At 62.7% G+C, this 12,573-nt stretch carries 8 protein-coding genes; 5 read left to right on the top strand and 3 right to left on the bottom strand.

Features of this window, described 5'->3' with window-relative positions; genetic code table 11:
• Positions 1 to 255: 255 nt before the first annotated feature.
• The 4 genes from AOP77_RS04340 (at position 256) to AOP77_RS04325 (ending at position 6,381) form a co-directional block, all read left to right on the top strand.
• On the top strand, positions 256 to 3,147 hold the full coding sequence (locus AOP77_RS04340) for a ribonucleoside-diphosphate reductase subunit alpha (protein ID WP_084622420.1): 2,892 nt from the start codon (positions 256 to 258) through the stop codon (positions 3,145 to 3,147).
• Between the two features lie 27 nt (positions 3,148 to 3,174).
• A complete protein-coding gene (locus AOP77_RS04335) occupies positions 3,175 to 4,161 on the top strand; it encodes a ribonucleotide-diphosphate reductase subunit beta (RefSeq protein WP_062209781.1) in 987 nt (328 codons plus the stop codon).
• 278 nt (positions 4,162 to 4,439) lie between these two features.
• Positions 4,440 to 5,741: a multidrug effflux MFS transporter gene (locus tag AOP77_RS04330; RefSeq protein ID WP_236685749.1), complete on the top strand. Its 1,302-nt coding sequence runs from the start codon at positions 4,440 to 4,442 to the stop codon at positions 5,739 to 5,741.
• Between the two features lie 22 nt (positions 5,742 to 5,763).
• Complete coding sequence (locus AOP77_RS04325; RefSeq protein WP_062209778.1) at positions 5,764 to 6,381, top strand: DJ-1/PfpI family protein; 618 nt, start codon at positions 5,764 to 5,766, stop codon at positions 6,379 to 6,381.
• 47 nt (positions 6,382 to 6,428) lie between these two features.
• On the opposite strand, the gene AOP77_RS12090 is transcribed toward AOP77_RS04325, so the two are convergent.
• On the bottom strand, positions 6,429 to 9,647 hold the full coding sequence (locus AOP77_RS12090; protein ID WP_084622284.1) for a sigma-70 family RNA polymerase sigma factor: 3,219 nt from the start codon (positions 9,645 to 9,647) through the stop codon (positions 6,429 to 6,431).
• A 173-nt stretch (positions 9,648 to 9,820) separates the two neighbouring features.
• Between AOP77_RS12090 and AOP77_RS04315 the strand changes: the two genes are divergently transcribed.
• Entirely contained in the window at positions 9,821 to 10,594 is a 774-nt protein-coding gene (locus AOP77_RS04315; RefSeq protein WP_062209775.1) for a hypothetical protein, read from the top strand.
• A gap of 125 nt (positions 10,595 to 10,719) precedes the next feature.
• Here the strand turns inward: AOP77_RS04315 and AOP77_RS04310 are convergent, their stop codons facing one another.
• Together AOP77_RS04310 and AOP77_RS04305 are read right to left on the bottom strand one after the other, a co-directional pair.
• The gene (locus AOP77_RS04310; protein ID WP_062209770.1) at positions 10,720 to 11,526 is read right to left on the bottom strand and encodes an ABC transporter permease; all 807 of its coding nucleotides are present in this window, start codon (positions 11,524 to 11,526) and stop codon (positions 10,720 to 10,722) included.
• On the bottom strand, positions 11,523 to 12,518 hold the full coding sequence (locus AOP77_RS04305; protein WP_062209767.1) for an ATP-binding cassette domain-containing protein: 996 nt from the start codon (positions 12,516 to 12,518) through the stop codon (positions 11,523 to 11,525). The genes AOP77_RS04310 and AOP77_RS04305 overlap by 4 nt, the downstream gene beginning before the upstream one ends.
• Between the last annotated feature and the right edge of the window lie 55 nt (positions 12,519 to 12,573).

Raw genomic sequence — 12,573 nt, 5'->3', positions numbered from 1 at the left:
TGGAAAAACACCCCTATATCTAGTTGCACACCGTTGTAATTCGAGATACATTCTAGGAACGCTTCACCAGGATTTCGATGCCGTGAGTACGCCCCATCGAGACCCTCACTCAGAGTGTCACGCAGTATCCAGACAGGGCCGCACGGCCGCAGTTCCAATCACTTGCAGGGGAGCATTGTGACGATCACCGAAAACTCCGCCAACACCGACGTCAACGGCGACGTTTCGGCCACCGCGGCACTCACTAAGCCAGGCATCCACGTCACCAAGCGTGACGGCACGCGCGAGCCGTACAACGCCGACCGCATCAACAAGGCGATCGAGCGTTCGGCCGAGGGTCTCTCAGATCAGATCTCGAAGACCACCCAGATCGCGACTGAACTGGGAATCACCCTGTTCGATGGCATCACCACCGAGCAGCTCGACGAGGCCGCCATCGGCGTGGCCGTCCAGAACGTCAAGGATGACCCCGACTTCGACATCATTGCGGCCCGCCTGCTTCGCAAGGTGATCTACAAGCGCGTCCTTGGTGGCTTTGACAGCTCGCTCGAGCTCGCCCTCCTGCACCAGGCACGCTTCCCGGGCTACATTCGCGACGCGGCGGAGGAAGGACTGCTCGACACGCGTCTCACCACCATCTTTGACCTCGACGCCCTCGCGGCCGCAATCGACCACGAGCGTGACGACCTGCTGAAGTACATTGGCACCGTCACCATGCGCAACCGCTACATGATCACCGATCGCTACGGAAAGTCGCTTGAAGTTCCCCAGTACTTCTGGATGCGCGTCTCGATGGGTCTCTCCCTGAATGAAGAGAATCCCACAGAGATGGCACTCAAGTTCTACGACAAGATCTCCAAGCTCGACTACCTTCCCGCAGGCTCGACGCTGGTCAATGCCGGCACCTCGTACCCGCAGCTATCCAACTGCTTCGTTATGCAGATGGAAGACGACATGGATCACATCGCCAAGACCGTTGGCGACGTCATGTGGCTCACCAAGGGCACGGGCGGCATCGGCCTGTCGGTCACCAAGCTGCGCTCCGAGGGTTCGCCTATCAAGTCGAACAACACCACCTCAACTGGTCCCATCCCCTTCATGCACACCATCGACTCGACGCTGCGCGCCGTGTCTCGTGGAGGTAAAAAGTTCGGTGCGCTGTGCTTCTACATGGAGAACTGGCACATGGACTTCGCGCAGTTCCTCGACCTGCGTCAGAACTCCGGCGACCCGTACCGACGCACCCGTACCGCCAACACAGCGGTATGGATCTCCGACGAGTTCATGAAGCGCGTCGCGGCTAACGAGGACTGGTACCTGTTTGATCCCGCCGAGGCGCCCGACTTGGTCGAGCTCACTGGTTCCGCGTTCTCTGCGCGCTACGCCGAACTCGTCTCGCTGGCAGAGGCAGGCAAGCTGCGCACGTTCAAGAAGATGCGCGCCCGCGAGCAGTACAAGTCGATCCTGCTCATGCTGCAGGGGTCCTCGCACCCGTGGCTGACGTGGAAGGACACCATCAACAACCGTGCCCTGAACACGAACACCGGCACCATCCACTTGTCGAACCTGTGCACCGAGATTTGCCTGCCGCAGGACCGCGAGAACATCGCAGTCTGCAACCTGGCATCGGTGAACCTGTCCGAGCACTTCGTCGACGGCAAGATCGATTGGGACCGCATGGAGAGCTCGGTGCGCCTCGCGGTGCGCCAACTCGACAACTTGGTCGACATCACCCTTTCTGCGGTCAAGGAATCCGACCACGCCAACCGCGAGAACCGCGCGGTCGGCCTGGGCGTCATGGGCTTCACCGACATGACTGAGCGCCTCGGTCTCGCCTATGAGTCGGAGGCCTCTTACGACCTGATCGACGAGATCATGGAGTTCGTGTCGTACCACGCGATCGATGCCTCCGCGGATCTCGCTCGCGAGCGTGGCTCGTACAACAACTTCGCCGGCTCGGGCTGGTCGCAAGGCAAGGTGCCGTTCGACACCATCGCCTCGACCGAGGCTGACCGCGGAGTGAAGATCGACGTCAACCGCACTATGCGACTGGACTGGGACGTGCTGCGCGAGAAGGTCAAGGGCGGCATTCGTAACGCCACCCTCCTGGCCGTCGCCCCCACCGCTTCCATTGGTCTCGTTGCCGGCACCACGCCCGGCTTCGACCCGCAGTTCTCGCAGATCTTCTCGCGTGCCACCTCGTCGGGTAAGTTCCTCGAGGTCAACCGCAACCTGGTCCGCGACTTGCAGGCCGAGGGCATCTGGGAAGACGTTCGCGACCGCCTGCTCGAGGTTCAGGGCGACCTGAGCCAGATCGAGGAAGTCCCCGCGCACCTGCAGGAGGTTTACAAGACCTCGTTCCAGTTGTCGCCGTACGCTTTCATCGAGGTTGCGGCACGTGCTCAGAAGTGGATTGACCAGGCGATCAGCCGCAACATCTACCTCGAGTCGCGCGACATCGACGACATGATGGCGCTGTACTCGGCCGCTTGGGAGCGTGGCGTCAAGACCACGTATTACCTGCACATGAAGCCGCGCCACACCGCCGAGCAGTCCACGGTGCGTGTTAACAAGTCGGAGAAGATGCCTACCAACAGTGCGGGCAACAAGCCCACCGGGGGATCGGCAGGCGGACCCTCGCGTAAGGGCTTCGGCGCTCGTAAGGGCTTCGGCGCTGCCAAGGCGACCGCCGCGGTCGCACAGGTGGAGGCCGTGGTGGCCGACGCCATCGCCGATGCTCCTGCTGAGGCTGTTGCGGCCGAGCCAATCTCCGCGGCACCCGCCGGTGAGTCGGCTCCGCGCAAGGGTTTTGGCGCGGTGGCAGCGGCCGCTCCCGCTGAGTCCCCCGCGGCATCAGCGATCACGACCGCACCCGCAGCAGTGCTGTCTGCGGTGGCCACGCAGGCGTTCTCTTCTGCGCCTACCCAGCAGCCCGCGGTTCCGCCGACCTCGCTCCCCGAGCAGGAAGCGGCTCCCGAAGCAGCTGAATCACACGTCTCCGCACCTGCCTCGGAGGCGGCGGCTCCGGCCGGCGTTGCCGAGCTGAATGTGGTCTCGAGCGTCGCCGGTGGCGACACTGAAATGATCGGCGGCGTGGCTTGCCCCGTCGATCCCATGGAAGCGCTGCAGTGCGAGTCCTGCCAGTAGCGGCCCAGAAAGATTGAGGAACAGAAAATGGGAATTCTAGGAACAGGCATTCAGGACGGGTTGCTGCTCAAGCCCGTCACCTACCCGTGGGCAATGGACCTGTACGACCAGGCCGTGGCCAACACGTGGTTCCCCAACGAGATTCAGTTGGGCGAAGACCTCGGTGACTTCAAGAAGATGACGGACGAAGAGCGTCACGCCATCACCTTCCTGATGTCCTACTTCAACCCGAACGAACTGCTCGTCAACAAGGCACTTGCCTTTGGCGTCTACCCGTACATCAATGCTCCCGAGTGCCACCTATATCTCGCGAAGCAGATGTGGGAAGAGGCGAACCACTGCATGTCCTTCGAGTACGTCCTAGAGACGTTCCCGATCGACCGCGCGGCTGCGTACGACTCGCACGTGACCGTTCCATCGATGGCCGCCAAGGAAGAGTTCGAGGTCAACTTCATCAAGCGGATGACAGAGGAGACTCTGGATATCTCAACGACTGAAGGCAAGAAGGACTTTGTGCGCAACTTGGTCGCGTACAACGTCATCCTTGAAGGAATCTGGTTCTACTCGGGCTTCATGGTCGCGTTGAGCTTCCGCCAGCGCAACCTGCTGCGCAACTTTGGCTCCCTCATGGACTGGGTCATTCGCGACGAGTCTCTGCACCTGCAGTTCGGCATCAACCTGATTCTGACCGTGCTCGAGGAGAACGAGGACCTTCAGGATCCCGATTTCGCCGAGGAGATCCGTCTGATGATCATCAACGCTGTCGAGATGGAGGAGCAGTACAACCGCGACCTTCTCCCCACCGGCATCCTGGGTCTGAACGCGGACTACGTCAACCAGTACGTGAAGTACCTGGCCGACCGACGTCTTGAAGAGTTGGGATTCGACCCGCATTACAACGTGTCTAACCCTGCGAAGTGGATGGCCACCGCCAACGACACCCTGCAGTTGGTGAACTTCTTCGAGGCCACTAACACGTCCTACGAGGTAAACGCTCAGTCGACCAAGAAGTAGTTCTGCACCACCGCTAGAAGGCGGTGGCACCCGGGGTCGACCTTGGCTCCGGGTGCCACCGCCTTTTGCGTATCCGGCATATCTTTTCTTGCCCTAGCCCTGGCGGCCAAACTGACCAAATGGTAAGTTTAGTTTTCAATGAGTTTTTCGCATGCCGGAATCTTCTTGAGCGCGTGGACGTTCCGTCTGTGCAAGGGCGTCACGTGACGCCCATTGTCTAGCCCAACATCTTTCACGGCAGCGTCGCCGGATGCCATCACCATTCAAGGACGTACACCGTGACTTCAGACCTAGCCACCAGGCCCGCGCCAGACGCGATCTCCACCCCGGGATCGCAAGAAGCACCACCGCCGTCGCCGCCGACCCGCCAGCTCGGCGAGACGCTCTCGCGGAGTGGCCGCATCGGCTACATCCTCATGCTCGGCGCGCTCGTGGCACTCGGACCTTTCACGATCGATCTCTACCTGCCGGCCTTCCCCGAGGTCGCGGCGGACCTCAATGCCAGCGACGCAGCGATCCAGTTCACTCTGACCGCCACGATGATCGGCTTTGGCCTGGGTCAACTCATCGTCGGGCCGCTAAGCGACTCCTTTGGCCGCAAGAAGCCCCTCATTATTGCGACCGCACTTCACATTGTGGCTAGCATCGCAGTCGCGCTTGCCCCCACGGTCGAGTGGGTAATGGTTGGCCGCGTCTTCCAGGGCATCGGCGCTGCAGGTGGCGCAGTGGTGGCCATGGCGGTGGTTCGTGACCTCTTTGCGGGCCAGGCACTAATCCGCATGCTTTCGCGCATGGCGCTCGTCACTGGCCTTGCCCCCGTTCTCGCCCCCGTCATCGGTTCGCAGTTGCTTCGGGTAGTCGACTGGCGCGAGGTGTTCTACGTGCTGGCCGCATACGGAATCCTGATCGGCCTCATTGTGATGACCCGGCTGGCCGAGACACTGCCGCACGAGAATCGTGGGGTAGCCGAGCCGGGCATCGTCCGTAAGCGCTACAAGAAGCTTCTGTCTGATCCTGCATTCGTCGGTATTGCGGTGGTCGGAGCGATGACGTTCACCACGCTCTTCGCGTACCTGTCGTCCTCGTCCTTTGTGCTCCAGGACATTTTTGGTCTCAGCGCCCAGGAGTACGGAATCGCGTTTGGCGTGAATTCCGCTGGACTCTTAGTGTGCACGCAGATCGCGAGCCGGCTCATGCGTCGCCTCCCGCCACGGGCAGTGCTCGCGCTAGGCCTTAGTGTCATGATGAGCGGGGCGTTGGCTCTTCTCATCGGTACTGCCTTTGAACTGGGCCTGCTTGGCGTGATGGTGCCGCTCTTCTTCGTTGTGGCGTCCGTGGGGCTCATCATGCCCGCCGTGCAGGTCACTGCCCTCGGCAATCACGGCAAGGAGGCCGGCACCGCGGCATCCTTGATCGGTGCCGCCAACTTTGGTGTTGCCGGACTGCTCTCGCCGCTGGTGGGAATGATGGGGATCTCAGTGGCATCGATGGGAATTGTGATGGTGGGAGCACTGCTCGTCGCTCACGGAACTTTCTGGTTCGTGGTTCGCCCACGCATCCAAACCACCGTGGTGGCGTAGCCAGTCGCGCTAACGTGGGGCCATGGCTCTACGCATCGGAATTCTTCTCTATGACGGCTTCGACCTCATCGACTCGGGTGGGCCCTACGAGGCCTTTCTCACCGCCTCAAGGCTCGCAGAGCGAGACGGGGAAGCGCCCCTGTACGAGGTGATGTTGATCTCCCCACAGGGGAGCGACGTGACCGCATTCGGTGGCATGACCGTCACCGGAACCGTGCCCGCGTCCGACGCAGGCGTCCTTCACACGCTCATTGTTCCCGGACTCGTGGATATCGAGGCGGCACGCCATGACCCGGCGATTGGCGCCGCTGTTGCGTCGCTCGCGGCGGCAGCCACCGTGGTTGCGTCCGTGTGCACCGGCGCGTTCCTCCTCAGTGATCAGGGGCTTCTGGAGGGGTTGCCGGCGACCACACACTGGGAGGACGTTGACCTTCTCCAAGGTGAGAAGCGGATCTCCGTCGGCGTCACGGGTGTGCGCTGGGTCGACAACGGTGCGGTGGTGACTAGCGGAGGCTTGACGTCCGGTATTCATATGGCGCTACACCTCATCGCACGCGATTGCGGGCTCGCAGTAGCTCAGCGCACGGCACGGCAATTGGATCTGGACTGGGATCCTGATGGGGTACGTAGCGTTCGCTAGCCACGCTCCTAGCGCTGCGATGCCCACAGGCGCGTGGCCGGGGCAGACTAATTGTCGGTGATGCGAACCGCGACAGTACTGATCAGAAAGTTGTCGCCACTGGTTGACACGCTCAGCGTGTGCTGGCCCGCCCCTGATAGTGACTGGTCCTCGAACGGTTTCACGTCCACACCGAGCGAGTTCGCGTAGCGGGATCCGGTAGCTGTTGAGTCGGCGGCGTTCTGGCGATCGCCGGTTTCGATGGCCCGAGTGCCATCCCACTTGATAGGACGCATCGCGGTGCCATCGAGGGTGAGTTTGTCACCGGTGCTGGCGCGGTCACCTTCCCAGGCAACCCAGCCCACGTGCGCGGTCGCAGCACCTGCGGTCGAGAAGCGAATCTCGGCGTTCGTGGAACTCGAAACCCAATGGGCACCATCAAAGATAGCCACGCGTGAAGGGGCCAGGTCTGCGGACTCGTACACGACGGTCAGCGCGTAGCCACCGTAGTAGGTGTAATCGGGGTCATACGACGTTGCAGGCAGAGCGATATCAGCGAGCGCGTACTCGCCAGTGCCGGCGCTTGAGACAAGGCTGGTGACGTCCTTGCGGGCAACGTAGTACTCACGGCTGTCGAGGACTTGACTGGTGATGGTATCCGCGGAGACATTCGCATAATTCCCGTTGGGCACGCGGAACCTTGCACTGTCAGAAAGCGATGCGGTCGTGTCGCCGGCCGCTGTTGTCCACTGGTCGGCCTGGTAGTGAGTGCGATTCTGCTTCTGAGACTCGGTGATGGCACTCGCTGGGATGCAGTTTGCCTTGTTGGCAGTAAGGCACCACTTCTCAACTGACCGGTTGGCGGACCACTCGAGGATGGCCTTCTTGACGACGGCGCCTTCAGGAAGGACGAGGTGCGTGGTGCTAGAACTGACAGCACCCTGGGCGTCGTTGAGGGGCACCATCTTCTGCCCGTTGTTGTTGAACGACCCCTGTGTAGTGTCGCCGGCAAAGGTCATCTTCTGCAGGCAATCTGCCTTCGACACGTCACAACCCATGAGGGGAGCACCGACCTGAACGAAGTCCTGGCCGCCGGAGTTGGTGTAGCCGGGGTCGAGTTCGCTGTCGTTGTCTTCGATGCCGGTATCGACCTCGTATGACACGGTGAGGTCGCCAGCGGTAACAGTGAAGGCCGTCTTTGCGTGGTCACCAATCGATGCGCCGTTGAGGTCAAGGGGAAGGTCGAGTTCAGTGCCCGCACCTGCGGCAAGTGCGTCGAGTGTGCAGTCAGCTACGTTCCGGGCGTTCTCCTGCTGGTCGACGTCAGCGGCCAGGTCGCCGCTCAAGGTGCACGTCCAGTCACCCGCGACAAATGTGCCGTCAGTCGCGAACCTCATAAACGACTCGAGCCGCGTAGCCGTACCGCTCAGAGTTGCCCCCGCGCCACCGCTCGGTGAGGCGAAGGAAAGCCCGTCGGGAAGATTGATCACCGCAGACAGTGCCTCGGCGCTTCCATCGCCATCATTGTTGAGGCTCATCGCGAGACTCGGTGAAGTGCGCGAGATCCTCAAGTAGTCCAACGGCGCCTTGGCAATTTTTAGGTTTGCCGAGCCGCTGGGTGGCGGTGGGGTAGTGCCTCCACCATCTCCCGGGTCGGTTCCAGTGCCTGTGCCGGATCCGCTTCCAGAGTCAGTTCCACCGTCGTCCCCAGCGCCGGTCCCGGAGCCCGCCCCAGAGTCCGTGCCGGAGTCGGCGCCTGAGCCAGTTTCAGATCCATCGCCCGTGCCATCGCCGTTACCGTCCCCCGCGCCCGCACCGCTGCCGGATCCGCTCCCGTTATCGGACCCAGTCTCTGAGCCCGTTCCTGCGCCCGACGTCGCACCCGAACCAGAGCCAGTGGCCGATCCAGAACCCGCTCCGGTGCCAGCACCAACACTACTTCCGGATCCTGAGCCCGATGCCCCGGAATTTCCCCGACTGCTGCTGCCGCCTACCGAAGGGTTATTGAAATAGTTTCCAGGTCCGGAATAGGGAGCGGAACCCGTGCCGTCATTGGCTCCGGGGTTGCCGTCGAGGCTCGAATCTCCGGAGCCGCTATCCGCGCCGTCAGCGCCGGGGCCGGTGGTACGCGAGTCATCGCCGTCGGCGAGGCTGTCGTCAGCAGCGCCAGCATCGTCCGCACCCGGGGTGGCGCCTGCATCCGTACTGCCGGTCGAGTCACCCACATTCTGTGGAGTAGCGCTCTCGGGGGAGTTTGTGCGAAGGGGGTCGATTAGTCCAAGGAAGCTCGCGCCCCCTATCGCAATCGCGGCTACACCGACCACCGCGGCCGCGGGAAGGAGGAAGCTGGATGCTCCCGCGAAGGCGGCCGCTAGGCCGCTGGCGCCTACGGTGCTCGAGCCAGTAGCAGCCCCTGCCCCAGCTGCACCGGCGGAGGAAGCCCCGGCCGTGCCGCCGGAGCCGAATGCGCCTCCGACGGGCAATCCGCCCTGCAGTGCACCCATGCCGAGCGTGCCCAGGACGATGGGCGCAATGATGCCACGCATGCCGCGGTTGACGTCCTGAAGCTCGAGCACAAGAGCGGTGCAACGTTCGCAGTCCTTCACGTGCTCATCGATGCGACTGTGCTCGCGCTTGTTGAGCCCGCCGCGGACGTAGGCCCCGAGCTGAGTGTTGGCTTCAAGACAGTTCAAAGTATCGGCACTGTTGAGGTGCTGCTGGAGGTAGGCCTGGCGGAGCGCCTCGCGTGCCCGGTAGGCGAGAGCCGCGACGCCATTGGCGCTAAGGCCAAGCAACGGGGCAATCTCCTTGGGACTCTTCTTTTCCACCTCGGTGTACCAGAGCACGGCCTGCCAGCGCTCGGGGAGGGACTTGAACGCGCCGGCCACCATGCCGTGTTCAAAACCCTCAAGGGCGGGCTCATCAGACGATGCCTCGTAGCCGAGGTTCGCCTCATACTCACCCATGTCCTCGCGAGGCTTGGTGCGGATGCCCTTGTTGATCATGTCCATGCCGGTGCGGCGGACAATCGTAAATAAGTAAGCGCGGAACGCGAGGTCTGGCCCATCGCCGCGCTGCAGTGCGCGTAACACTCGGGAGAACGACTCGGAGACTACGTCGTCGACGTCGGCGGCAGTGTTCGTATACTGCGTAGCAACCTTGCGCGCCGCGTCCGCGTGGCGCTCGTAAAGCAGGCCAAAGGCGGTCGTGTCTCCGGCGCGCACGCCAGCGATCAACTCGGGGTCGCTGGACGTTTCCGTCCATAGCGCGATCGCCTCAGAACTCATGAACCTGTGTTACTCCTCGTCAACTTATAGATAGTCAGTCCCTATAGTCCCTTTAATGCCCTCCTTAGCGCAAGGGTCATGAAGAGGTATTGGTCACACTCCGACTCATCCGCCCCAAGAAAGTTTTTTCAAAGGTTGCGTCATAACCCAACGTGCCGCGTGTCTCATAGTGCATGACCACCGAAGCGAATCTCCCAGGGCGTCCCGCCAGCGACGTGCTGCTACGCCAGTGGGAGACGGCAAGCGTTGAGTCGGTGTGGCTTCGGCCCGGCGATTGGTACACGCCAGCCGCCGAGGCGTTGGTCGAGGCACTCGAGGCGCGTCTAGACACCGCGCCCGCCGCTTTCCGTCTTGGCCAGGCGCGCTCAGTCGCGGGCGTGGGTATCACCGAGGCAATTGACGACATGGCTGTGTTGTTCAAGTCGGCTGGATATGAGTCGGCTCCCATTCGTAGCATTCGCGCTTTGTGCGAGGGCTGGACCGAGGGCGACACCGCGCCGGTGACAGTCCCGGCGATGAAGGACCCCGAGTCGGGCCTCGGCACGGCTGAGTACCTGACGCGTCGACTTGCTGAGGTTTATGGCGCAGCGCAGCGTAACGGACGGGCCGTGACCGAGTCTCACGCTCTCGTCGTGGTTGATGTTGCAGTCGCCGACCCGGACCCTTGGCAACGTATGGCACGCAACGCAGCGGTAGGGCAGGCGCTGACGAATGCTTACGGCGAGGGCTACCCGATGGCTCGCATCGCGGATGGCCTTTACGCCGTCCTGGTCGAGCGTGGAATGTCGTTGGGCGCTGGAATCGCGACCCTTCGCGATCGCATCTCGGACCGCGCTACGGCGCTACGAGTGGGCAACCTCATGCGCCAGCCACCGCGGGTCTGGATTGAGTCACTGCCGGCCGAGCACAGTTACATCACAAGCTTGCTGGAGTCGCTGCAGCGATAGTCCAGTGCGGGAGGACGGCCGATGGCGCGCTGAGGGCGCCATCGGCCGTTCCTGTCTCTGGGGTCGGTTCAGACAACCAGCAGCGCCGATGCGCCGGCCTTGCCGGCTAGCGCATCGGCACCTCACTACGCCTTGCGGTTATATGCCCTGATCGCGAGCGGCGCGAAGATGATGACGAAGACCGCGCACCACAGCAGCGTCCATCCCACGGGCGCGTGCCAGTCGCCGCCACTCCACAGCATGCGCAGCGCCTCAATGAGGTGCGACAGCGGGTTCGCGTTGGCGAATGCGGCGAGCCAGTCGGGCATGGTCTCGGTAGGCACAAAAGCGTTGGACGCGAATGTTAGTGGGAAAAGCGTCATGAACACGATGCCCTGCACTGCCCGCTCCGAGCGCGCGATCAGGCCTACAAGCATGGGCGCCCACGCCAGGCATAGGGCGAACAGGATTGCGAGCAGGCAACCAGCCAGGAAGCTCAGCGGGTCCGTGGTGACGCGGTACCCGAGCGCATAGCCGGTGCCGACCATGATCCCGATCAGCAGCACGTAGCGAACCACGTCGCCCAGCGCCGCCCCTAGCAGCGGTGCCACCCGTGAGATCGGCAAGGCACGGAAGCGGTCGAAAATACCCTTGGACATGTCCGAGTTGAGTTGAATGCCGATTCCCACGGACGCGAACGCGATGTTCTGACCGATCAACCCGGGGATCAGGAACACCAAGTAGTCGGCGGTGGATCCTGCGATCGCGCCACCGAAGATGAACGTGAAGAGCAACGTGAACATGATGGGCGACAACGTGACGTCGATCAGGCCCTCAGGCGTACGCCAGGTCTTGACGAGCGATCGCTTGGCGAGCACCCAAGAGTGGCGGAACATGTCGAAGGGGCCCTGCTGGATGACCTCGACGTCGTGCGTGACGGATGCGGTGCTCATGCCGACACCTCCTGTTCCTCGCCGGCCGTGGCATCGTCCGCCGTGGGCCGTTGCCTTTCTCCGGTGAGCGTGAAGAACACCTCGTCGAGGCTGGGTAGCTGGAGCGAGAGCTCCGTGACTGCCACCTGCTGGGCAGCGAGCTTGCCCACGACCGTCGCGAGAGCGGAGTCGTCGACCACGGGCACCGAGTACTCGCCCGGCCGGTATTCGTCGACGGGCGCACCGTCGGTGGCGACCTCGGCGAGAATCGTGTTCACCGCATCTACCTGTGATGCATCGCTGGGTCGCACGCGCAGCGTCTGCGAGCCGACCACGCGCTTGAGTTTGTCGGCGGTGTCGTGAGCGATGACCTCGCCGTGATTAATCACCACGATGTCGTCGGCCAGGGCGTCGGCCTCCTCGAGGTACTGCGTCGTGAGCAGTACGGAGGTGCCGCGCTTGACGATGTCGCGCACGACGTCCCACATGTCCTCGCGTTTGGCGGGGTCAAGTCCCGTGGTCGGTTCGTCGAGGAACACCACCTCGGGGTGACCCGTGAGTGAGGCGGCGAGGTCGAGCCGGCGCCGCATTCCACCGGAGTAGGTCTTGAGAGTACGGTCGGCTGCGTCCGTGAGATCGAACCACTCCAGCAGTTCCTTGGCGCGCGCCTTGGATGACCGCCCGGACATGTTAAGCAGCGCGGCGATCATGTGTAGGTTCTCGCGGCCGGTCAACTCCTCATCAACCGACGCGTACTGGCCAGTCAGGCCGATGCGCTTGCGGACTTCCGAGGGCTTCTTGGCTACGTCGTAGCCTGCTACTTTTGCGTGGCCGCCGTCGGCCCGCAGCAGGGTCGCGAGAATCCGCACCGCGGTGGTCTTGCCTGCACCATTGGGGCCCAGGACGCCCAGCACACTGCCGCGAGGCACCGCCAGGTCGATTCCCTTGAGGGCCTTGGTTTCCTTGAAGTTCTTGATAAGGCCTTCGGCCTCTACTGCGTTGTCGGACGTCATGGGTCGAGCCTACGACCAGGGGCTGACACGCGGCAATCGGTGTCGTCAGGCGGGC

This window comes from Demequina oxidasica, assembly GCF_000975115.1.
GTDB classification, from domain to species: Bacteria; Actinomycetota; Actinomycetes; order Actinomycetales; family Demequinaceae; genus Demequina; species Demequina oxidasica.
This window is presented reverse-complemented; position numbering and strand designations above follow the sequence as displayed.